This window comes from Saccharicrinis fermentans DSM 9555 = JCM 21142, from assembly GCF_000517085.1.
GTDB classification, from domain to species: Bacteria; Bacteroidota; Bacteroidia; order Bacteroidales; family Marinilabiliaceae; genus Saccharicrinis; species Saccharicrinis fermentans.
Genome location: NZ_KI912107.1, coordinates 3,974,705 through 3,997,108, shown reverse-complemented (window position 1 = coordinate 3,997,108; position 22,404 = coordinate 3,974,705). Strand labels below are relative to the sequence as shown.

17 protein-coding genes are annotated in these 22,404 nt (G+C 38.3%); 4 read left to right on the top strand and 13 right to left on the bottom strand.

Translation table 11 applies throughout. The features are described 5' to 3' along the window. Nucleotides 1–2: 2 nt before the first annotated feature. The 8 genes from CYTFE_RS26875 to CYTFE_RS0116260 all read right to left on the bottom strand — a co-directional run bounded on the left by CYTFE_RS26875 (nt 3) and on the right by CYTFE_RS0116260 (nt 12,472). Nucleotides 3–1,415, bottom strand: coding sequence for a PKD domain-containing protein (locus tag CYTFE_RS26875; protein WP_052343243.1), 1,413 nt, complete (start codon nt 1,413–1,415; stop codon nt 3–5). 2 nt (nt 1,416–1,417) lie between these two features. After that, the gene (locus tag CYTFE_RS0116290) at nt 1,418–2,329 is read right to left on the bottom strand and encodes a PorP/SprF family type IX secretion system membrane protein (protein ID WP_027472666.1); all 912 of its coding nucleotides are present in this window, start codon (nt 2,327–2,329) and stop codon (nt 1,418–1,420) included. An 18-nt stretch (nt 2,330–2,347) separates the two neighbouring features. Then, entirely contained in the window at nt 2,348–4,636 is a 2,289-nt protein-coding gene (locus CYTFE_RS0116285; protein ID WP_044262855.1) for a T9SS type B sorting domain-containing protein, read from the bottom strand. A 279-nt stretch (nt 4,637–4,915) separates the two neighbouring features. Then, complete coding sequence (locus CYTFE_RS0116280) at nt 4,916–6,373, bottom strand: TlpA family protein disulfide reductase (protein WP_027472664.1); 1,458 nt, start codon at nt 6,371–6,373, stop codon at nt 4,916–4,918. A gap of 3 nt (nt 6,374–6,376) precedes the next feature. Then, nucleotides 6,377–6,853 carry a pantetheine-phosphate adenylyltransferase gene (gene coaD, locus CYTFE_RS0116275; protein ID WP_027472663.1) on the bottom strand — a complete coding sequence of 159 codons (477 nt, stop codon included), beginning with the start codon at nt 6,851–6,853 and terminating at the stop codon, nt 6,377–6,379. 289 nt (nt 6,854–7,142) lie between these two features. Continuing rightward, entirely contained in the window at nt 7,143–8,576 is a 1,434-nt protein-coding gene (locus CYTFE_RS0116270; protein ID WP_044211920.1) for a glycosyltransferase, read from the bottom strand. Next, a complete protein-coding gene (locus tag CYTFE_RS26870) occupies nt 8,560–10,134 on the bottom strand; it encodes a hypothetical protein (protein ID WP_154665686.1) in 1,575 nt (524 codons plus the stop codon). The genes CYTFE_RS0116270 and CYTFE_RS26870 overlap by 17 nt, the downstream gene beginning before the upstream one ends. A gap of 115 nt (nt 10,135–10,249) precedes the next feature. Then, nucleotides 10,250–12,472 (bottom strand): amino acid permease, encoded by a 2,223-nt coding sequence (locus CYTFE_RS0116260; RefSeq protein ID WP_027472661.1) that lies wholly within the window; start codon nt 12,470–12,472, stop codon nt 10,250–10,252. Between the two features lie 383 nt (nt 12,473–12,855). Between CYTFE_RS0116260 and CYTFE_RS0116255 the strand changes: the two genes are divergently transcribed. Next, entirely contained in the window at nt 12,856–14,073 is a 1,218-nt protein-coding gene (locus CYTFE_RS0116255; protein ID WP_027472660.1) for a uracil-xanthine permease family protein, read from the top strand. Between the two features lie 78 nt (nt 14,074–14,151). Here CYTFE_RS0116255 and CYTFE_RS0116250 read toward each other — a convergent pair whose 3' ends face one another. The 3 genes from CYTFE_RS0116250 to CYTFE_RS0116240 all read right to left on the bottom strand — a co-directional run bounded on the left by CYTFE_RS0116250 (nt 14,152) and on the right by CYTFE_RS0116240 (nt 18,322). Then, nucleotides 14,152–16,308 carry a PD40 domain-containing protein gene (locus CYTFE_RS0116250; RefSeq protein WP_027472659.1) on the bottom strand — a complete coding sequence of 719 codons (2,157 nt, stop codon included), beginning with the start codon at nt 16,306–16,308 and terminating at the stop codon, nt 14,152–14,154. Between the two features lie 83 nt (nt 16,309–16,391). Beyond that, the gene (locus tag CYTFE_RS0116245; protein ID WP_027472658.1) at nt 16,392–17,078 is read right to left on the bottom strand and encodes a response regulator transcription factor; all 687 of its coding nucleotides are present in this window, start codon (nt 17,076–17,078) and stop codon (nt 16,392–16,394) included. Next, nucleotides 17,078–18,322: a sensor histidine kinase gene (locus CYTFE_RS0116240; RefSeq protein ID WP_027472657.1), complete on the bottom strand. Its 1,245-nt coding sequence runs from the start codon at nt 18,320–18,322 to the stop codon at nt 17,078–17,080. The genes CYTFE_RS0116245 and CYTFE_RS0116240 overlap by 1 nt, the downstream gene beginning before the upstream one ends. Before the next feature lie 297 nt (nt 18,323–18,619). Here CYTFE_RS0116240 and CYTFE_RS0116235 point away from each other — a divergent pair, with 297 nt between their 5' ends. From CYTFE_RS0116235 to CYTFE_RS28885, 3 genes are all read left to right on the top strand, one after another. After that, on the top strand, nt 18,620–18,832 hold the full coding sequence (locus tag CYTFE_RS0116235; protein ID WP_027472656.1) for a hypothetical protein: 213 nt from the start codon (nt 18,620–18,622) through the stop codon (nt 18,830–18,832). Between the two features lie 241 nt (nt 18,833–19,073). Next, complete coding sequence (locus CYTFE_RS0116230) at nt 19,074–19,583, top strand: tetratricopeptide repeat protein (protein WP_152541643.1); 510 nt, start codon at nt 19,074–19,076, stop codon at nt 19,581–19,583. A 12-nt stretch (nt 19,584–19,595) separates the two neighbouring features. After that, the gene (locus CYTFE_RS28885) at nt 19,596–20,972 is read left to right on the top strand and encodes a tetratricopeptide repeat-containing sensor histidine kinase (protein WP_027472654.1); all 1,377 of its coding nucleotides are present in this window, start codon (nt 19,596–19,598) and stop codon (nt 20,970–20,972) included. 118 nt (nt 20,973–21,090) lie between these two features. Here CYTFE_RS28885 and CYTFE_RS0116220 read toward each other — a convergent pair whose 3' ends face one another. Continuing rightward, nucleotides 21,091–21,720, bottom strand: coding sequence for a ribonuclease H1 domain-containing protein (locus CYTFE_RS0116220; RefSeq protein WP_027472653.1), 630 nt, complete (start codon nt 21,718–21,720; stop codon nt 21,091–21,093). 3 nt (nt 21,721–21,723) lie between these two features. Continuing rightward, nucleotides 21,724–22,323 carry a MarC family protein gene (locus tag CYTFE_RS0116215; protein WP_027472652.1) on the bottom strand — a complete coding sequence of 200 codons (600 nt, stop codon included), beginning with the start codon at nt 22,321–22,323 and terminating at the stop codon, nt 21,724–21,726. Between the last annotated feature and the right edge of the window lie 81 nt (nt 22,324–22,404).

The following is a 22,404-nucleotide window of genomic DNA, read 5'->3' as shown; positions in this document are numbered from 1 at the left end:
GATTATTCTATGACAACAATCTGTCGTGTTGAACTTCGTTTATCTGTAGGGTCAAGTTTTGAAATGGCACCACAAGTAATTGTGTATATACCCTTTTTTCGAAAAATATGATGAATAGTTACACCTTTGGCTTTATTACCGTCTCCAAAGTCCCAAAAATATTGCGTAGGAACGAAATCTTGGAGTGTTGATATATCTGTGCTAAGCTGAAAAGAGGTGCCAATATTGACCGTATCTGGAGCTGTAATGTATATTTGAGGGGTGCGTTCTAGGTTTACTTCGTAGCTTGCAACGGTGTATAGGTCTTTGTTGGCCAGTGTGTCAACTACGTTTAATTCTACCAGGTATTTTCCGGGTCCTGGAAAGCAATGGTCCACTTCGAGCCCGTTTGCTGTTGCTCCATCTCCAAAATTCCATTTGTATTTGTAAGGCAAGGTATCTGAAACGTAGGGGCCATTTTCGAATAAGGTAAAACAAAAGTTGTCTTCAATTTGCGGACTTGCATCCGGAAACTTAGGATAGGTGTCATTAAATTTGAAAATATCTGCATTTCCTGTGCGGTCGGATGCAAAATAGCCTTCGGTCTGGGAATCGTAGATGTAGCATGAAAAATCGTTGCTCTCAGTGTTGATGGGATATTCCAATTTTATTGGTGCACTCCAGACGCCATTGTTCTTGGAAGTGTAAAAGATATCTAGCTTGCCCGTGCTGTTGTGCCCTTCTGAAGAAAAATATAGCTTGCCCGACGAATGATAAAAGGGAAAAACTTCGTTTCCTTCTGTATTGACTTTTCTGCCCAAATTCACAGGTTCGGTCCATTCTCCGTTTACCAAAGATGATTCATATATATCTGCCTTCCCAATCCCACCTGGTTTGTCTGAAACAAAATAGATGGTTTTTCCGTCGGGTGTGATGGTGGGGTGTACATTGGAATAGTTCCTTCGGGAATTATATTTGAATGCGGAAGGTCTGCTCCATTCACCCTTTTTATTGGTGATGAAGAATATGCCCAAAAGATTTTGTCTTCCTTTACTCCGTTTAACGGTGCTGTATTGGTTTTGTGTAATTACAATTGTTGAGGTATCAGCTGACCAGCAGATGGAAGCGGTATTTAGCTTAGAAAGCTGAGGGTTTTGAAGGGGTGTCTCCTTCGCTTGTGCTTCGTTGGGTAAAATATCTGATTTGTATAAGCGATAAACCCACTCATTATCTCGGTTGAGGTAGGTTTTTATTAGTTCGTGTTTTCTGTTTGTAGTGAAATATAGTATGGAATCTTTTACGAAAGGGGCAAAATCATTTTTTGATGCACTGTTTGTTTCTAGGTTTACTATGTTAATTTCTTGGGAGTAGACCGAAATATTTAGTATTGCTACTAATGCAAGCGTGATAAGATATGTTGATTTATGTGTAAGCATGCTTAAAAGAATTTTGGATCAGGTGAGTTGACTTTGAAACCAAAGTTGAATTGTAAAGCTACCTCATGTGTTCCTCCGTTATAGGAGCCAATGGGGTCAGTGTTATAATCGTAACTGTAGGTACACCTGAATTGCGGGGATATTTGAACCCCGGCAACACCGATGATTTGATGGGTGGTACGATAGGAGGCTCCTAATATCACGGAACGCATTATAAATGTGGTAGCACTTATATCGGCAAAAGTTTCATCATCCATATTTAATCGGACGAATATGGATGGCTGCAGGGTGAAGTGATCACTTATTTTATAGATGTATCCAGCTGTCCATAAATAGTCTATTTTTGTATGTTCTAGTGTGCTTTCTTCGCTTCCAAACCTGTCGTAGTATAACAGGGAAGGTATTGATAGTCCTGCATAATATTTGTCGTGATAAATGGCGGCACCAAAGCCAATCCATGGAGCCATTGTTTGTTCGCTATGACTAAATTCTATATCGACTTTATCGACTAGCAGAACATCGTTCCAGTCATATTTGTAGTTGATCATGCCTGCTGATATTCCTAGACCCAGCTTAGTTTCTTTGTTGAGCTGTATGCGGTAGGTATATGAAATATTAAAGCCGGTATTTTGCGAAGAGATAAATTGATCATTGAAAAACTGAAATCCTAAAGCTAACTTTTCATTTTTAAGAGGGCTGTTGACCGTAAAAAGTCCTCCAGACGGTGAATTTTCGAAGCTTGCATATTTTTTTCGATAGGAAGCGTAGGCTGAAAGGGTCTCGTGTGATCCTCCAAAAGCCGCGTTGATACTGTATTTGTTGTGCATGTATTGACTCATAATCAGCTCTTTCTGCGCAGTTGCTGAAACTGTCAGAGTGATCAGGATCATTATTGTTAGGCTAATCTGTTTCATTGTGTTGCTTGTGTAAATCTAGTATTTGACTGTGATATAGTTTTTGACTGTGGAGATGCCATCTCCTTCAAATACATAAAGATATATTCCCGGCTTTGGAATTTCATACCCAAACTTCTTGTCGGGCCATCGTTTGAATTCTCCTTTGCTTTGATCCCATGCTCCGTAGTTGGTGATGGAAATTACTTGTTTGCCGTTTTTGTCGAATATGGATAGTTTATTGTTAGGGATATTTTCGGCTCCCATAATTTTTAATACATCATTGGCTCCGTCATCGTTGGGAGATATGCCTGTGGGTGCCAAAAGTGAATTTGTTTTTATATAAACATTGTGTGTTTTCTCCCGGCATGCTTCTGGTGCTGAGGCTAGAGTTGCCTTCCACTGAAGGTGATAATACTCACCTGTGTTGAAATTGTAAAATTTTGATCGGTATAAACTGGCGTCTTCAAAAATAGCTCCGCTAACAGCAGGCTCAATAATGCTCCACTGCCCTGTTCCAACTTGTAGACTATCGGCTGGCAGAATGATGTATTTTGAAGCGTAAATAACAGTGTCCGTCACTTCCTTGACCGGATAGGGGGTGCCAAAAAAGCTTACCTTAACAGTGTCGGTGTCTGTACAGCTTCCGTTGGTTTCTTTCCATATTAAATCTAAGGTTCCGGTATTGTTAGCCGTAAATTGAGCGTGTGGGTTTCGTATATCATCAAAAGTTCCTTGACTGTATAACCATTTGCTGTCTTCGTATTGTTGCACAGCGAGTAGGTCTACGCTTAAACCACATGTGTCTATGTCGGGTCCGGCATTGGCTGTAGGCATTTCATAGACCCATACGTCCTGTGATAGATCAATATTGGTGATGCAGCCATAGTTGTCTTCTATTTCACTGAAATTTATGGTGTTGTTTTCAAGGGATAATTCGGGGCGTTGGAACGTTAAGTTTGTACCAGTGGAGGTTAAAGGAATTGTTTTTTTGTTTCCATCTATTTCATATGTTAGGTTGAAAGGGCTATGGCCTTTTAAAGTAAGATCAATGGTGGTGGTTTTATCTTCGCATATCTCTTGGTTCATAGTGGAGTTGATGGCAAGAGTGGGTTTTTTTATAAATTTGATTTGCACCTCGTCAGAATCGGAACACTCAAAACCTTCGGTTGTTGTTACTGTTTCTGTCCACTGTAGGGATGCCGTTTTTTCTATTTCTCCTTCTTCAAAGCTGATTGTAGCTACTGTGTTGGCTTGTGTATTGTCGGCAAAGTCAACATCTGAAGCCAACGCTTGCCATTGTCCGGTTGCTCCCACACTGGGTTCAGCTTCCAGTGTGATGGTGCTGCCACAGTTGGGTGGAGTAATGTGATCTGGTCCGGCTTTTGTGTCTGGTTTAATATCAATAGCTTTTCGTTGTCCTATCATATCTGTATCATCGGCCTTGCAGCCATTGCTATCTTCGATGGATTGGAATAGTATGGTTTCAGATTCAGATACAGGCAGCGTGATATTGCTTTCTGATTCGCTTGTTATAAAAGTTCCTTTGGTGGTGCCTGCATCATTTTTAAGGGTGTAGTTAAAATCACCATTACCTTCAAATTTTAAGTTCAGAGGAATGGAGTGTGTGGCTCCATCGTTTGAGCAAAAGGTCCAATCGCTGATGTCACCAATGGTTCCTTTGGGGCGCCCGTTCAATGTTACTTGTACCTCATCGTATAATGCATCATTACATGCGCGGTTTTCTGCATTTAACCGGAGGGTATAAGTGCCGGGAGTAGTGGCCTTAAATGACGAAGTGGGTGAAGTATTATCTCCAAAAACAGCTCCCGAAACCGGATCGCTCCACCATACTTTGGTGGTAGTGCCTGTTACCTTTGCGTCCATTGTGTATTCATATCCGCAGAGAACAATGTCACCGCCGGCTTCAATGGTTGGTTTTTGATCAATAAAGATGTTAAGGGTGCCGGACACCTCCGTTGAACCCTCGCCAGAAGTAGGGTAATTCTTATCATATACTTTTAATAGCTCAAATGTGGTGTTTTCTGTAATGTTGGAGAAAGGAAAGTTAAATTCATATTCACTTGTAGAAGCAGATGTACTCGTTGCAGGGCCTACTTTGTACTGAAAAGAAAAAGGAGGGGCTCCTGTAAACTTTACTTTAAGAATGATCTCTGCCGATTCGCAAAAATATAAATCTTCACTGGTAATGGTTGCTGTTGGTTTTGGGGGGTCTTCAGCAAAAGCGCTGTTAGAGAGTAGAGTACATATGAATATAAGTATAAATAGAAAAGGTTTCATTGGTTTAATATTAGATACTATGGTCATTTGTCTGATTTTAATTCATACCATTATATACTAATGTTTTAGTGAAATGGTTCTACTATTGTCATTTTATTTTCTTTTTTTTCTATGAAAAAAGAAAATGCAAAAATATAGTGAGTGAGTAAATGACGGATGTTATCAAATAGTACAAAAATAGCTATTTTTCTTGTGGAAAAAGCGATGTATGATCTTGGATTAAGTTTATTTGTCTATGGATTAAGTCCATTTGTCAAATAAGCGACTATTGGGGCTTTGACTTCACTCCCATATTAGGCATGTGGTCTACAAGTCGTAGATCGTTCTATTTTTAGGTTTGTTTTTTCTAAGTTGTTTCCTGCGGAAGTTATTATATATCTCTGCAAATACTTCGGCAAAATTTTCTTCAGGAGAAGGGGCAGGGGACAAAACCATATTTCCTTCGGGATTTATTAAGTAATAGGTTGGTAATGCTTTGATATTATAATCTAAAAGTATTTTTGCATTTTGTCCAAAATGAAGAAAATGCCAGCTGAACTTATTGTTTTTAACATATTCCATCGCTTCATCCGGGTCTTCATCGGTTAAAATGGTCACAATTTCCATGTCTTTCTTGTAGGTTTGAGCCATTTGTTCCAGTACCTGAAAGTCTTTTTTGCAAGCGTAATTTTTTGTGTTGGCAAAATTCAGATAAACAAATTTTCCTTTGTAATCTTGGAGTACGATTGTTTTGGATCCGGATAGATTTTCAAGTTCAAAGGCAGGAGGTGCCTCTCCAATATTTAGTTTGGTTATTTTGTCTAATATTTCAGATGCAATTCTGTTGTTTTCATCATTGACACAACTGTCTTTTGCACTTTTAACGATGTTAGTGATTTTTAGTTTGGAATACTTGTTAGAGAAATAGCCAGTATATAGATTTTTGAGTATGATGAGCTCTGCCAATTCTCTGTTTTTGAAGAGGGTATCTTGAGATAGTGAGCGTGTTATCAGTTTAAAGGATTCTGATTTATTCCACGTGTTTTTAAAGCTTTGACCTTCTTTAGAAGATAAGTAATAGTGAAAAAAATGATTAAACTGACGGTTGAATGAGGCCCAGTAAGTATCAAGGTTATACAGGACAGGAATGGTGGAAAAACCATTGTGTATAGCGCGTCTTGGTTTGCTAGAATAAGCGTATTCGTATAGGTTCTGGTATTTGAAATGTTTGTAGTAATAGAACCAACTCCCGTTTTCTGCAGGAAATTCCACATCTATTTCGTCTATAATTTTAAACAGATCCTTTTTGTTACCGGTTAAAATGATTCGTTTAATGTTTTTATTAAAGAGATAATTGTATTTCTCTTCAAATGCTGTTGTCTTACGGTTGATTTCCTGTGGCGAAGAGTTTTGTACACCTAGCACCACAGACCCGGGTGTGAAGAATGGGTTAAGCTTATCCTCCGGTTTTAATGGTCGGTATAAGGGCAAGGTAACCAGATATGTTTTGCCGGGTTCTACATAAAGATGGCCTCTTAATTCACCCAGGCTAATATATATCTTAGTGATTTCTTCAACCGCAAAGGAAGCACTAAAGTTACCTTTGGGATCGACGGTGAAAGTTGCCAGATCCTGAAAGCTTCGTGTGATATAATTGCTTTCACGTTCAATGGTCAAATGCATGTTAGAATAGCCAGGTGCATTGCCCCATAGGGTTACCGTGTTATTTTGGGCATAGGTAAAACCCCAGTTTATCAATAATATGACTATCCAAATTCCTCTCATTGCTTATCGGTTGTATTGAGCCACTTTAAGTCTAATTTTTTGCGGAATAAACTGGCTGGCGTCTCCATCATGACGGATAATATCTCTAACAATGGATGAATTAACAGGAGTGTGTTCGGGTGTTGTCAATAGAAATACAGATTCGATTCCTGTCATTGTCTTGTTTACTTGAGCAATGGCTCTTTCATATTCAAAATCAGCAGCGGTACGTATCCCTCTGAGTATGTAGCCAGCATTGACGCTTTTGGCAAAGTCAACGGTTAACCCTTGGTATTTGGATACTTTGACATTGGGTTGGTCGTTGAATAAATAATCAACCCACTCGATACGTGTATCCACGGGAAAAAAGTCACTTTTGGATGAGTTATATCCGATGCCAATAATTATTTCATCAAATAGGTCAACTGCTCTTTGTACAATATTTTCGTGACCAATGGTGAAAGGATCAAACGAACCTGGAAAAATTGCTATACGTTTCATGGCTGTAAATATAGTTTTCTATTTTTAAACGGAATAACATTCGGGTTAACTTACCTATTTAAGGCAAAGAAACAACGATTTTGTTGATACTTGCATTTAAGAGGTTCGTTTTATTTGAATTAATTTATTTTAAACGTCATCGAAATACCTTCCTTAAAAGTCATTTTCTTCTGTGAGAATGGCTTCTGAATGGTTTGTTGCATATAATTATGCCCTAGGGTATACAATAAGTATGCCTCTTTATAGCGGGCGTAAAGTTGTGAAATTACCTTTATTTCACAAAGCACAATTACCAAAACTTAATTTTAAATGTGGCAAAGGTCACCATGCGGAGTAGAATGATGCCATGTTTAAAGCGACTTATGTTCGTATCTCCATATTTTCTTTCGCGGTATCGAATGGGAAGGTCAATGATCTTTAGGTTTAATTTATAGGCTCCAAATAATAGGTCAAAATCACCAAAGGGGTCAAATTCACCAAAGAACTTTCTATTGGCAGCTAGTTTTTGATAGTCGGATCTGAACATCACCTTTGTTCCGCATAAGGTATCTTTGATGGGACGTTCCAATATATAGGTGAAGAACTTGCTGAAGAAATGATTGCCAATGGTATTTAAGGGGCGCATGGCGTGTTTCTCCATGGGGTATACCAATCTAACCCCATTGATGAATTCTCCTTTGCCCGCACTGATTGCATTATAAAACTTAGGTAGGTCTTCGGGTGGTACGGTTAGGTCGGCATCGAGTATCATCAGGATATCTCCGGTGGCGTGCTCAAATCCTTTTCTTACAGCATCGCCCTTACCTTTGCCGTCTTGCTGCATGATTCTGATATTATGCGATGACTTGTATTTCTCCTGAACGCTTTTAATTGCTTCCCACGTGTCGTCGGTTGAGTTGCCTTCTACAAATATGATTTCAATGGATTTGCCAAACTGAGGCATCCGGGCTATGGCGTGTTCAATATTCTTGGTCTCGTTTCTGGCCGGAATAACTACTGTTGTGGTGTATTTTTGATCCAGTTTTTTGGAGGAGATCGTTTGGGGAATAGGACGGGCAAAAACAAATTGGTTCAGTCCCATCTTATTAAATAATGGCAAGCGGCTCAAAAAACGATTCATAAAGGGCGATATCAGTGGTATGTAATAGGGGAGTAACATACTTCTGTTTTCCTTGTAGGATTCAAAACCAGAAAGGTAGAGTAGGTTTTGTATGTCGTTGGACGATAGCCAATTCTGTCGTGGAGAGCGTCTTTTGACTCCGATGATTTCAGCGAAGCGGATAAAGGGTTCCCACATACGGTTGTAATAGGTTACTATGATGCGTGTTTTTTCGTGGGCGACATGTGCCAGTTGTAAAAATACAGATTCTACATCAGGTAGCACCCCTATGATGTTGGATAGGATAATGACATCGTATTTTTTGTCCAAGGTGATGTTTTCAGCTGCCATTTCATGGAACTGTATGTGTGGGTACCTGTTTCTCCCTATCTCTATCATCTTAGGTGAAAAATCAATGCCTGTTTTGTCTTTTCCATTGATGGAGTCCAGGAGGTCGCCTTGTCCGCACCCTACCTCTAATATAGAACAGTCGGGATGAATGAAATAATTGCAGTATTTGGAAATAGAGTTCCAATAGTATGACCTCTTTTTTCGGTATTTAATCCATTTTTCCGAAAAGTCATCCCAATAATTTTTTATTTCACGACTACTGTATATGCTCATTGTTTGTTGTATTGTTTTCAGCTTGCATTGCTGCGTAGTTTATTTTAAATAAGTAGGTAGGTTCCTGTGTTCCAAATCTTTTAACCACCTTTATTGAGTTTGGATATTTCTTTAAGATGACACTTAGAAAGCGTTGTATAGTATTGATAGATTGTCCGGTGTACATTTTAGGATTTTTTCTTAGGCTTGCCATCATCACGTGGCTAATATTTCGTTTTTTTAGGTATTGAACTAACTCGTCTGCTTCTTTTGACGGTATGCGATAAATACCGTGGAACTTTTTCCCCTTGCCATATATACAGGCCATATTGGGCTTTCTGCATGCAACAAAACTTTGGGGGTCTAACTCATTATGGCAGTATTCGGCCATTTTTAAGTAATTGATCCAATCAGGGGTATATCCGTACAGCTTGTCGCCCTTTAAATTTTTTTGTAATGTAGTAGTATCTACGGTTTTAAAACTATGATTCGTGGATAAGGCCAAGGAAATGACGAGTACTGTGATAAATAGGTTATTAACAAATTGCCACTTTCTCCCTTTTTTAGGTAAAATCAAACTCTCGCTAAGCATAAGTAATGCCATGGGAACAAAAGGGATGATTAGTCGGTATTGATCCCATTTTTTTTGTAAAGAAAAAAAAGTAATGCCTAGCATGATGGCCAGATAAATGGCAGTGAAGAATAGTGGCTTGCTTTTTCGTGCAAAAACAACAATACCAAGTGCAAAAATAATATATAAAATAAGGGTGAGGACAGGACGCGTCTTTCTATCTGAGCTTGATGTTAGGCCTGTAATGTGCATTAAATGTTTCGAAAGATAAAGGTTCGAATTGTCCTTGAAGCGTATTAGAAACCCTTTGAGATCCTCTTTGCCTTTTGATTTGTTATATGGATCTTTCTGGAGTAATTGTAATGATTGTTCTCCTGATCTAGCCGGAATATCCCAAGCAGAGGCTCTGATAGTGAAGAAGGAAACGAGCATAGCTGTAAATACAACTGTAATATAAAAGGTTCTGGCATATTGTTTTTGTAGTATATAAAAAACAGTGATGGCTAAGATCGCGCCAAAGCCAACTGTTCTGGTCAGGAATAGAACTACACAGAGCAAGGCGGTAAGGACTATCAGACAGACCTCCTTTGTGTTTGGTTTCCAAGAACTGCTTTTGTGTGTTATCCCTTTGAAAACAAGGTAAAAAAAGATGCTCTGCAGAAAAATAAAAAATGCTTCGGAATAGGTTTGACTTGAGAAATACAAGAAATAGTTGCTGGTACTTAAGATGCCAATTGTATAGAATAAGGAGATATATGATATCTTGTTTTTAAAATTCTTGTAAAAGAGGATAATAAAACCAATCATAAAGACGGTTGATGTCAGTTTTAGTATCACTAGGTTCATGCCGGTAATCCATATTATCAGGGATAAAAAAAGTGGATAAAGCGGGCCTTGGTAGGTTGGGAATTTATCGGATTCTAAAAAATGGATGGCTCGTATGATATAGGATGAATCATCACCTGCAATGCTGGGTTTAATATTGAAATATAATAAACTGAACAGCATGTAAAAAAACAATAAGATGTAAAATATATAATTGGATTTATTTTTTAACCAATTTTCTATTTTAAGTAAGTTGGTGTCTAAGTTGTTGTGCATTGATATAGTCTGTCTATATAGATTATTCTAGTTCTTTTTTACGATACGCATTTACAAACAAAATATTGCCCATGCCATCGTATTGTGTAAATCTTTCTGTTCCATTTTTAATATCTTCTGATGAAAATCCGATGATAGTAAGATCTGCATCATGACTTTGTTTGCGTACTATATTCTCTTTGTTGGCGCCTTCGTTAAATGGGACCATTCTTACATTGCCCGGAGCTATGGGTAACCTACCTGATTTGATGAGGTCGAGCCATTTCTTCTTTTCTCCATCTATGTCTTTGGATGGAGCCAGCGAATATATTTTAATAAAACCTTTATTCCATTCTGGGTGGCCTAAAATAATATAGGCCAACAGTATCATTAGGTTGGCATTGTAAAAGTCGTGCCTTCCTATCCAAACATGAATTTCTTTTTTATAGCCGAATCCTTTTAACGAGGTGTTTAGGAAGCAGACATCTAAATTGCAGGAGTTGAATAATGCATAGTTGTCTAAGGCATTTTTTAACGATGCGGGGTTGTCACTGGGGAACTCAAATAGAATCAGGTTGCTGCCCTTGCCTGAAATACCAGAAAGCTGTATCACCTGTGCTATAGCACTGGTGTAGGAAGGGCTGATGATAGTGTCTATGTAAACCCTGGTTTTTCGACCTTTGGCTCTGGATATCAGTCGTTCCAGTGTCTTCTTTGACTCTAGGTTAGTTTGATAGTTGAGGAGTCCTTGGATGTAATGAATGTATGTTCCAAAGCCATATTTGTGCGAGATCCAGCCCAAGAGATCAAAGGCAGATTGTCGTTCAAAAGTATCGGCACTGACACATACGGCAAAAGGTCTCCAGTTGTATTGCTGTTCTTCTTTGTTGGCGCGTTGAACAAAGATTTGAATTTGTCGGCTTAACTGAAAGGCTACTCCTTTAAATAGTTTTTCCAACCCCCGGCGTTCGGGTCTGTACTTGCTGATGATTAGGTAGATGATGCCCATGATGCTCAGTGATAGAAGGGCGTATGTTAAGTTCATCTGAAACATCAGCCAAAATGAAAATATGGTTCCGGCTAGCGAGTAGTACCATCTGTTGTGTTTAAAGGTAGGGCGGTATGAGGGGTCTGCAGCAAAATGTTCAAGGAAGCTGATGAGGCAGATTACACCATAGGTCACCATAAAAAACATGGAGATGATCTGCGCAACAAAGTTAACGTCACCAATGCCAACGAAGAAGAAGGCGATTACGATGGTGACAATTGTTCCGTTGACAGGATCATTGTCTTTTTCTTTTCCTTTGGCTAGCCACTTGTTCAGGTTCGGATAGGGAAGGATATTGTCGAATCCGATGGCCTGCAATGTGCGGGGTGCTACCAGTATGGAGCCTATGGCAGAGGATAAGGTTGCTGCCGCTAGGCCAATGGGTATAATAGGTCCCCAAAATGCAATGCGCTGCATGATGAGCTGGTCCGCAGCCAGCTCATCGGGTGAAGCCGAAATGGTTAGTTTGTATGCAATGGCCACATATATTATCATGCCTATTAGTGTGGCCCATAAAGTGCCTTTAGGGATGGCACTTTTGGGATCTTTAAGATCGCCTGATAAACCTAGACCCGCTGCAATACCTGTAAATGCAGGAAAAATAATTGTAAAAACATAAAAGAAGGGTTTGGGGTGGGATGTGGTTGTATTAATGAGAAAGGTGTGGTCTTCGTGGGTGGGGGAGCCCATGAAAAAGAAGATGATGGACAGAAATAACATACCTACCACTACATAGAGGGCTTTCATTCCTATGTTAGCCCCTCTAATCAAAACTACCGCACTCAATAAGCCCATCATGATAAGTGTAATGATTTTTTTGAATAGTGCTGGTGCAATGGGGAGTTGTATATATGGTGTTATGGCATCAAAAGCCTCTCCAAAAGCAATGATGTAAAATGCTACACTGATGGCCTGTGACAAATACAGTGCAATCCCTATGGAACCCCCTATGTTGAGTCCGAATGATCGGGATATTATAAAATATGCGCCGCCTCCTTGTACCTTCTGATTAGTGGCAATTTCAGCGACGGCTAAGGCTGTGGGTATGGTCACTAAATGACCTACTATAACAATTGTGATTACACCTAAAAATCCAACGTTGCCAACAGCCCAACCAAAACGTAAAAAGAGGATTGCCCCAAGTATAGTTGAAATGGCTGTCATAAAAACAGGCATTGATCCAAAGGATGCGTTGGGGTTTGTCAAAGTCTTTTGCATATGTGTTTTGTTTGATATTTTCAAAAATAGGAAAAAATATATTACCCCACCTTTATTCTAATTTATTTATAATATTGTGTATGGATTGTATTGGGGGCTGTTTTGTGTGCTTTGTGTTTGATCTTATGTTCAGTGTTGATGTCTGAAATCATGGTTAAAAATCATGGTTTTTTCAATCTAAAAAATTGAGAGTGAGCTTTTAAATTATTATCTTAGTGGCACTCTAAATAGGTTTGGATTACACAGAAATCTTTGAGGAAGCCGGAAAGTCAGGGGTGTCTTTCCGGCTTTTTTAATGGCGTGAAAATTAATATATTAACTTTCCTGAGTTGTGGACTCTTATTTATTTTTTTACTTTCGCACAAAATTCCAAATTGTAATTTATGAATTCACAAAATCAATTATCGCAGCCAAAACAGATCTTGTTAGGGGTGCAATTTCTTTTTGTTGCCTTTGGCGCTACTGTGTTGGTTCCGTTACTAGTAGGTATTAATCCATCTATAGCTCTTTTCTCTGCGGGCGTGGGTACCTTAATTTTTCATTTAATAACCAAGGGTAAAGTGCCTGTTTTTCTAGGTAGTAGTTTTGCTTTTATAGCGCCCATTACGGCTGCCACTGAAAAGTTCGGCTGGTCAGGTACCCTGTCGGGTATTGTTGCGGTGGGGGTTATTTATTCGTTGGTGTCTGTGCTGGTGAAAATGAAGGGTGTTGGGTTTATTAAACGTATTTTTCCTTCTGTCGTTGTAGGTCCCGTTATTATGGTTATTGGCTTGTCCTTGGCTTCGGTTGGTGTTGACATGTCAAAGGGAAATTGGGTGATTGCAGGGGCATCTTTGTTGTCGGCCATCATTGCTGTGGTGTATTTTAAAGGTATCATTAAGCTTATTCCGGTCTTTATTGGTATCGTGGTTGGGTATCTGTTGTCTTTGTCCATGGGAAGGGTTGATTTTGCACCCATACAGGAGGCTGCCTGGTTTTCGTTACCGGAATTTACGCTGCCCACGTTTAGTTGGGAGGCTGTTTTGTATATGATTCCTGTGGCTATTGCTCCTTTAATTGAGCATGTGGGCGATATTTATGCTGTTGGGGCTGTTGCCGAAAAAGATTTTATGAGTGATCCGGGATTGAATAAGACTATGCTGGGCGACGGTGTTGCTACTGGTTTCGCCGGATTGATGGGTAGTGTACCGAATACTACCTATTCGGAAGTGACAGGAGCCATAGAGCTAACCAAAGTGACTAATCCACGGGTTTTGAGAATATCTGCCATAACGGCCATTGTATTTTCGTTGGTTGGTAAGGTAAGTGGTTTCTTAAAATCTATCCCTTCTGAAGTGCTGGGTGGTATTATGTTGTTGTTGTTTGGAATGATTGCCAGTGTAGGTGTTAAGACCTTAATAGAATCGAAGGCTGATTTTCATAAGACACGAAATATGGTGATTGTTTCCGTGATATTGACCGTTGGTATTGGGGGCGCATCCATTGATTTTGGAGGATTTTCGCTGGCAGGTATTGGCCTGGCTTCGGTTGTTGGTGTATTGCTTAACCTAATATTGCCAGGAAAATCAAAGGAAGTAAAAATGCAAGGTGAGGATGATTAAATCCTGTGGGTATTAGGATGAACAAATAATCTTTTACCTTATAAGTGTAATATAGGGCCTTCTCTTTTTAAGAGAAGGCTATTTTTTTGCCAATTTTTCAAAGTCTTGTGAGGGACGTATCCATACGTCATGGATATCATTGTTTTTTAATATCTCTTTTTTCATTGCCAGACAGGCTTGGTAGCTAATAAAATTGCCGGAGGTGTACCGGGTGTATTTGTCTTTACAATAATATACATTTATGTCTATTATATGCCGGGTTTCGAAATAACTTAGGTCTGGTAGTGGTCCTTCTTTAAGAGCCATAAGCTGAAGTGTGTAGCCTTTGATTTGTGTTGGGGCAATGGGGGATATATGACTAAGTGTGTTATTTTTTTCTTCTTTGTTGTACTGTCTTGTTTCTTCAATACGAACACTTGTAGGTTCTGTTTTGTTATTTGTTTTTAATGTAGAACTGACAAGGCGCTTTTTATTGGGTGTTTTTTTATTCTGGTTTAAACTGGAATCTTTATTTGTGTTTTCGGGTGTTGTGTTTTGCTCTTTCTTTTTTTCCAGTTCCTTTTCAATGGAGTTACGTACCTTGTCTATGACTGTTTCAATGGTTTTAACCAATGGAGCATCCATTGCTACATCGGTGAATTTAACAGCACGTTTGGAATTTACATAACGCATGTTGTCGGTTACGTTGATGTAGGATATTTTTTCTGCTTTGGCTGTATTTGTTTGTTTTACCAGATATTCATGACCGTTTTCAAGAAACATTAAATATTTTCCTGTGCTAGGCTCTGGTCTGTAATCCCCTACTAAGTGATTGTCTGTTGTTCGGGTTACCAATATACGTATCTTAGTGTAGTCATTGCCCATGGCATTATCTACTTCTCCTTCAATGACTGCTAGTTCAGTATTGGTATCGGACTTGATTTCTACGTGATAAATATCAGATCCACCGTAATTATCTGTGAACTTAGAGGAGGCGTAATAAGCATGACTTTTACTGATGGTGGGAACAAAGAAAAAATCATCGTCCGGAGTGTTGATGGGATAGCCCATATTCACGGGAATTGACCATGTGGAATCGGTTGCCATCTGACTGTAAAATACATCTAATCGTCCCATGGTATTGTGGCCTTCTGAAGAAAAATATAAGGTTTTTCCGTCGTAGTGAATCATGGGTGTAACTTCGTCAAATTCGGTATTGATATCGGGTCCTAAATTTCGAGGTGTACCCCAAGTACCGTTGGGCAGCTTCTTGATCATATATATGTCCAGACCTCCATAGCCGCCTTTTCTGTCGCTGGTGAAAAATAATGTGCTTCTATCGGCCGAAATACATCCGTGTGTTTCTTCCGAATTACTGTTGATCGGATATGGAAGTCTCTCGGGTGTAGACCATGATTCCCCATTGTAATTGCTGAGGTACAGACTAGTACCTTGTTGGTCATTTCTAAAAAGGATCAGCTGATTTCCATCCGGAGATATGGAAGATGCTGCTTCGTGCTCGTTTTGTTCAAAAAAGACTTTAAGCATACGCGCTGACTCGTAGTTATCACTGCCCAAGGGGGCAGTATATATCTTTTCGGCATATTGTCCATCCCTAAGGAGATTTAGTCTAAGCCAGTTTCTTCGGGAGGTGAAAAATATTTGGTTTTCATTGACAGCAACGAGCGGACTATGGTCGTCGTATCTTGAATTAATCTTGCTGCCCATGTTTGTGATAGTTAGGTTGATGGGATTCTTTATCAAGAACTGTGCATGGTGGCAGATTTGAATCTCTCTCTCAATTTCCTTTATTAAGGAGGTGTTCTTGGGGTTGGAATTCGCAAGGAGTCCTTCGTAAATGGTGATGGCCTTCATCGGTTGCAGTAATACCTGGTAGGCTTTTCCCATTGAAAGGCCAATTTCGGTTCCCAGATACCCCTCTTTTTCTTCATCGTTGAGCATATCTAGTCCTTTGCTGAAGCAAACAATGGCGGTGTCAGCGCCGTTGGATGTGTTTAGGTAAGAAAGACCCAGGTTATATAAGGCATCTAGATCTGTGGGATCATCTTTAATAATTACTTTAAATATTTCGATGGCCTCTTTATAGTTTTCTTGATTTGCGATGGACATAGCATTTCTGAACAGCTTTGCATTTCGGCTGCTTTTTGTATGTTGTGACGATTGACTATTGGTGACTTGTGCAAATAACCAAAAGCATAGCAAAGACAAGAGATGTTTTGAGACTGTCTTTTTCATTGATTGTTTTTTAATTTAATGGGTGTTAAATGGTGGCGTGAAATTTCTATTGTCTTACAATAGGAGAAAAATATTATTGTTAACTAGATGTCTTTCAGTACATAACCTACACTTGGTACGTTCTCAATGCTAATATGGTTATCTTTTTTTAGGTATTTTCTCAATTTGGCAATAAAGACATCCAGACTTCTGCTGTTAAAATAGTCATTATCGCCCCACAGACTCATCAAGATATCATTGCGTTTAACCAACGAGTTTTTTGAGTTGGCTAACATTTTTAATACTTCGTTTTCTTTTTGGGTAAGACGCTTTTGTTCTGAATGAATAGTGAGCAATAGGTTTTGTGGATCGAAAATGAAGTCTCCTATTTTAATGGTTTTGAGGTCTTGAGAGTAGGTGGCACATCTGCTTAATATGGCTTTTATTCTACAAAGCAATTCGTCTTCATCAAAGGGTTTTACAATATAGTCATCCACTCCGATGTTGAAGCCTTGTAATTTGTCTTCTTTTAATGTTTTGGCGGTTAAAAAAACAATGGGTATGGTTTTGTTTTTTTTACGGATGCGTTGAGCTATGGAAAAACCGTCCAATCCGGGAAGCATTACATCTAATATACAAAAATCATATACGCTTTGATAAAAGGCATTGATGCCTTGGAGTCCATCATTGTAAAGTTTTACATCAAAACCATTTGACTCTAGGAAATCCACAAGCAGAAATCCCATGGTGGTATCATCCTCTACCAGTAATATTTTGGTTTTTGAATTCATTAGCTGTTCGTGTATTTAAATGATAATGTAAACGTACTTCCTTTGTCCAGTTTGCTGTCTAAACTAATGGATCCGTGATGGTTTTCTACCACATTTTTCACAAAGTCTAAACCTAAGCCAAAGCCTTTGGTATTGTGTATGTTTCCATTGCTAACCCGGTAGTATTTTTCAAATATACTTTGATAATTATCAGGGGCAATACCTATGCCGTTATCTGTAATGGAAAGATAAAATTTATTTTTCTCATTATAGGTTTTTATGCTAATAATTGGATGTGATGGGGTGTATTTCAGTGCATTGTCTATTAAATTAATAATGGCGTGACTTATATATGGAAGCTCTCCTTTAATAACATATTTATCGGCATTTAGTTTTATATCGAAACGTCCACCTAGCTCATGGATGGAATCTTTATATAGGAGAAGACTTTGTTCTATGACCTGATGCATATTCACGTTGCGCATAGGTGTTTTGCTGGTTGTCATTGCAGCTACGCTGAGTATGTCTTTTACCTGGCTCTCCATCTTCGTGTTCTCATTTTGAATGAGAGATGTGTAATGACTGATTTTTTTACTGCTTATGCCGTTGTTGGTGTTTTTTTGAATAAGATTCGAAGCGAGTTTAATATTGGCAATGGGCGTTTGGAATTCATGAACCATGTTGTCAATGAAGTCTTTGGTGTTATTTAAAATGCGTTTTTCTTTTCGGAAAAGGCGTGAGGTAATAACATAGGATATCATTACAAAAATAATGGCACCAATTGAAACATAAAATATTATACCAACTTGTGCCAATAAAAATTGCTTGTGTTCGGGAAATACAATAATGAGTTTAATACCATTTTGCGCCAAGAGTCCATTTAGCGATTGCTCATAACAGGTGGAATGTTGTTTTTTAGGAGCTTCTTTTTGTTCGTTTATGAATTCAAAGGTATAGTCCAGTTCGATTTTATGGATGGCAAGATTCGATTTGATAATGCTGTCAGCTATCTGAAAGTTGATGTGTTGTTGTGCACTGGTGCATTGGTTACCGCATACATAATTGTGCATGTGGTTGCAGGCATTGGCTTCGCGAGCAATTTCATTGCGGGCTTCGCGTAAAGCGAGTATTACTCTGTGGTTAAAATGCTTCTCTTCTAACTTGGCTGATTTGGCTAGAAAAAGAAATTGAATGACAATAAGACATAGAAGTAGGCTAAAGGTAATGCTTGCCAGTAATGATTGTTTATCTATTTTTTTTGCCATGCTGGTTTTTCAAATGAATTTTATCGTGTAAACTCCTAAGCTAAGCAATTCATAAATGATCTATTACGAACCTATACCGCTTTGTCTTTTTACTTTGTTTTTTTGATCCTCATTACGATACTCCATGAATAATTCAGGCTAAAATCGTATGCAAAGTTACCAATAAAAAAGCAATAGAATACTTTATTAACATGTTGTTAACATGCTATAACAGGTAAATAACATATATTGCCATTGTTTCATTGAATATTTGCAATGATAAAAAAATCAATTATTAATAATAAAAAACAACGCATTATGAAAAAGTCAATTGCAGTATCGTTTCTTTTTATGTTTATGTTAGCTATTGCTTCTCCAGTAATGGCAACTGATACTATTCAAGAACCACAAAAAACAGAGAAGAAAGCTAAAAAATGTGGTGATGATTGTAAAAAAGAATGCTGTGCTGAGAAAAAATGTAACGGTGAAAAGAAAGCTGAATGCAAAAAAGAATGCACAAAGAAAAAATAATAGACATTACCTAAATTTAGTGAAAGCCGTTCATACTATTTGAGCGGCTTTTTTTATTTCCTGCGTTTATTATTTCTATTTGTTGCGGAACCCTCATGGAAAATCATTATTCGCCAAATTTTATATTTAAAGGTGTTCATGAACGCGATGTATTTTATTCACCATTGTAAAAAAATGAATAATTAAATTTTACATGGTTGTTTCATATAATTGGTTTACTTTTAAGTTCAAATTTAAACCCATGTATGATCGTTTTATAACTTTAATAGTAGTCTTGTTTGTTTTTTTCTTGCCGGTGTTTCCGCAACAAGACTATGAAAGTATGAGTGATTTTGATGCGATGTTTGATGATGAGTTGGAACAGATGCAGCAAATGGCCATAGACATTGTATCTACCGAAACTGATAGGGCGGATGAAATAGCGCGCGAAATATTATCTCAGGCAAAAAAATCACAAGTAAAATATAAAGCATTAGGTTACTATATTCTCGGCGAAGCTGAATATTATAGGGAGCATTATGATCTTGCATTGAAATATTACAAGAAAGCGGAGCCGTATTTTGAGATGGTAAGCGACAGTGTTCGAATGGCGGCCAATTACAGTAATCTGGGTCTTATGTATTTATATAAGGCCAACTATAAAAAATCTTTGTTGTATTACGAGAAAAGTTACGGATTAGAGAAGCTGATGAACGATACAGTTGGTATGGCCACTAGTTTGCAAAATATGGGTTTGATAGTGGGGCATTGAGGAAAATATGAGATGCAAAACTTATATTATAAACAGGCATTGGATTTATATGAGCAGTTAGGTGATCGGGGTTCGGTAGCCGATATTGCATTGAATCTTGGAGTTTCAATGGTTTTACAGAATGAATTGGATGAGGGGTATACGTATTATCAAAAGGCGCTGCAGACCTATGAAGCGTTGAACGATAGCGATAGGATCGCCTCGGTATATACCAATTTGGGGCATTATATGGTAAAGGTGAAAGAATTTGACAAGGCTTTTGATTATTTTAATATGGGGATAACGATCTTTAAGTCCTTGGATAAGAAAAGTGGATTGATCCAGGCTTACACCGGAATGGGAGACTTATATGCAGCGATGGATGAGAGAAGAAAAGCTGTTGAAATGTATCAAAAATGTGAGCATGTAAATAAAGAAGTGGGCCTGCTGGATACACAGGGAGAGAATTTATTTAGTTTGTATGAAGCCTATAAAGCACTGGGAGATATGGAGTCTGCTTTGCGTGTTTTTGAACAGCATCAGGTAATCAAGGATAGTATATTTAATTTGGATCAGTTTGATAAAATATTGGAACTGGAGAATAAGTATATGTTGCAAAAGAGCAAAAATCAAATTACAGAATTAAAGGCCAAGAACAGATTGTATATCATCTTTTCGTTGAGTGTTGCTTTCTTTGTGGTTTGTGGAGGTGTTTTTCTGTTTTTTTATAGTAGAAACAGAGGTATGAGAGAAAAGCAGCGACTTCTTCGCTTGGAACAGAAAGTTTTGCGTACGCAAATGAATCCTCATTTTATATTCAATTCATTGTCGGCTATACAGTGCTATATTCTTGAAAATAAGGTAATGGATGCTGTTGATTTTTTGGCTGACTTTGCCAGTCTAATGCGTATGGTCTTGCTTTATTCGCAAGAGGAGTATATCACCTTGGCACAGGAAAGAGAAATTTTGGATTTTTATATTGATTTGCAAAATAAGCGTTTTGGAGATAAGGTTAAATATGAAATTATTGTAGATGAGGAATTAGATAGGTCTAATATTATGATTCCCCCTATGTTGGCCCAGCCTTTTATTGAAAATTCTTTTGAGCATGGTGAGCTTTGTAAAAGGGATGATGGAAAAATTTTGGTTAGCTTCAAGAAAAAGGGGAAAAGTTTGTCTTATGTAATAGAGGATAATGGTGTGGGAATCTACTCTAAACGCAAAGAAGATGCAACTGTGACTTCAAAAAAACATAAGTCTTTGGCGCTGAAAATAACCAAAGAAAGGCTTAAGCTGATTAATAATAATCATATGGGTAACAGAGTGGCTCTATTGGTGGAAGATAGGGTAAAGTATGGTAAAAGTGGGACTCGTGTTGAATTTACGATTCCACTTAGGGAGTTAAATTAGCCGTGTTATCTTACCTTGAGTGGGTGATTGGTTGCAAGATAAGTCGTTTGTTTTTACTTCGACGCACCACAGCGTCTGCTATGGCTCGTCTTAGTAAGTTGTTGGTTGGGATAGTCTGCTATTTTCTTCCAAAATCTGCAGGTATCTCTCCCCACTTTTGGGTGTCCCATTTTAGAATAGGCTGGGAGTATTTATTATTTTTCAACCAATCTTCGGCTCTTTTTATTACCTTAAATAAATCCTGCGTCTGCTGTGTTAATGGAAGTTTAGATCGACACTTCTTGGCTTTAATCCAGCTCAAGGCAATTTTTGAATCGGTATAGATGGGAATGTTTAACTGGTGCTTTTGCTGGTAAGCCAAGCCATGAACAATGGCCAGAAACTCACCAATATTGTTGGTTCCAAGTGGGAATTTTTGTATAAACACTTGCGTCCCAGATACGGTATACACTCCTTGATATTCCATAACGCCGGGATTTCCACTACAGGCTGCATCCACAGAAAGGCTGTTATTAATGATATCTGGGTTTTGGTCAATAGACTCAAAGGAGCTTTCTTTTTGTGCTTTATTACCCCAGTATTTATCAGGAGTCTCTGCATATGCTTGTTCGGCTTCCACTAAAGTAGGGAAGCCTTTGTAACGCACGTTGCTAACTCCGCTGATGTTTTTTTGACATTCAGTCCAGTTGGTATAAATGCCTGGGCTGTGTCCATTCCATACAACGTAAAATTTGTTTTTTTTTGCCATTAGCTATCCTTTTAAAGCTGGAAGAAATTGGGTTAACAGATCAGCAAAGTTTGAAAGGAACAAACGAATGGACATGGCCAAAAGAATGATCCCAAAGAACTTTTGAAGAACATAAACGCCTCCTTCTCCTATTATCTTTTCAACGCTACCTGTTGATCTTAGAACGAAAAATACAATGACAATATTTAATAGCAAAGCGATAATTATATTTATCGATTCAAATTCGGCCCTAAGTGACAGGATGGTGGTAAACGAACCGGCTCCGGCAATCAAGGGGAATGCAATGGGTACAATGCTTGCGCCAGCTGGAGAATCGTGTTTGAAGATATGAATGCCAAATATCATTTCAAAGGCCATCACGAGTAGTACAAATGAGCCCGCTATGGCAAAGGAAGATATGTCAACGCCAAAAAGACCTAATAAGGGTTCTCCAAGAAAAAAGAATACCAATAGGATGATTAATGAGGTTGACGCAGCTTGAAATGCGTTGATTTTGTTTCCCTTCTTTTTTAAATCAATAATCAGTGGAATGGAGCCTAGGATATCGATGACTGCAAAGAGTACGATAAATGCTGAAATAATTTGTAAAATCTGAATGTTCATTTGTGTATTTGTAAGGTTTAAATGAAGTAATAAAAGTACACAATAAAAAAGGGGATGTAACGACATCCCCTTTAAAAATAT

What these genes read in the sequence shown, in the direction of transcription:
- CYTFE_RS26875 (WP_052343243.1), bottom strand. Translation starts at nt 1,415, where the DNA reads ATGCTTACACATAAATCAACATATCTTATCACGCTTGCATTAGTAGCA.
- CYTFE_RS0116290 (WP_027472666.1), bottom strand. Translation starts at nt 2,329, where the DNA reads ATGAAACAGATTAGCCTAACAATAATGATCCTGATCACTCTGACAGTT.
- CYTFE_RS0116285 (WP_044262855.1), bottom strand. Translation starts at nt 4,636, where the DNA reads ATGACCATAGTATCTAATATTAAACCAATGAAACCTTTTCTATTTATA.
- CYTFE_RS0116280 (WP_027472664.1), bottom strand. Translation starts at nt 6,373, where the DNA reads ATGAGAGGAATTTGGATAGTCATATTATTGATAAACTGGGGTTTTACC.
- coaD (WP_027472663.1), bottom strand. Translation starts at nt 6,853, where the DNA reads ATGAAACGTATAGCAATTTTTCCAGGTTCGTTTGATCCTTTCACCATT.
- CYTFE_RS0116270 (WP_044211920.1), bottom strand. Translation starts at nt 8,576, where the DNA reads ATGAGCATATACAGTAGTCGTGAAATAAAAAATTATTGGGATGACTTT.
- CYTFE_RS26870 (WP_154665686.1), bottom strand. Translation starts at nt 10,134, where the DNA reads ATGCTGTTCAGTTTATTATATTTCAATATTAAACCCAGCATTGCAGGT.
- CYTFE_RS0116260 (WP_027472661.1), bottom strand. Translation starts at nt 12,472, where the DNA reads ATGCAAAAGACTTTGACAAACCCCAACGCATCCTTTGGATCAATGCCT.
- CYTFE_RS0116255 (WP_027472660.1), top strand. Translation starts at nt 12,856, where the DNA reads ATGAATTCACAAAATCAATTATCGCAGCCAAAACAGATCTTGTTAGGG.
- CYTFE_RS0116250 (WP_027472659.1), bottom strand. Translation starts at nt 16,308, where the DNA reads ATGAAAAAGACAGTCTCAAAACATCTCTTGTCTTTGCTATGCTTTTGG.
- CYTFE_RS0116245 (WP_027472658.1), bottom strand. Translation starts at nt 17,078, where the DNA reads ATGAATTCAAAAACCAAAATATTACTGGTAGAGGATGATACCACCATG.
- CYTFE_RS0116240 (WP_027472657.1), bottom strand. Translation starts at nt 18,322, where the DNA reads ATGGCAAAAAAAATAGATAAACAATCATTACTGGCAAGCATTACCTTT.
- CYTFE_RS0116235 (WP_027472656.1), top strand. Translation starts at nt 18,620, where the DNA reads ATGAAAAAGTCAATTGCAGTATCGTTTCTTTTTATGTTTATGTTAGCT.
- CYTFE_RS0116230 (WP_152541643.1), top strand. Translation starts at nt 19,074, where the DNA reads ATGTATGATCGTTTTATAACTTTAATAGTAGTCTTGTTTGTTTTTTTC.
- CYTFE_RS28885 (WP_027472654.1), top strand. Translation starts at nt 19,596, where the DNA reads ATGCAAAACTTATATTATAAACAGGCATTGGATTTATATGAGCAGTTA.
- CYTFE_RS0116220 (WP_027472653.1), bottom strand. Translation starts at nt 21,720, where the DNA reads ATGGCAAAAAAAAACAAATTTTACGTTGTATGGAATGGACACAGCCCA.
- CYTFE_RS0116215 (WP_027472652.1), bottom strand. Translation starts at nt 22,323, where the DNA reads ATGAACATTCAGATTTTACAAATTATTTCAGCATTTATCGTACTCTTT.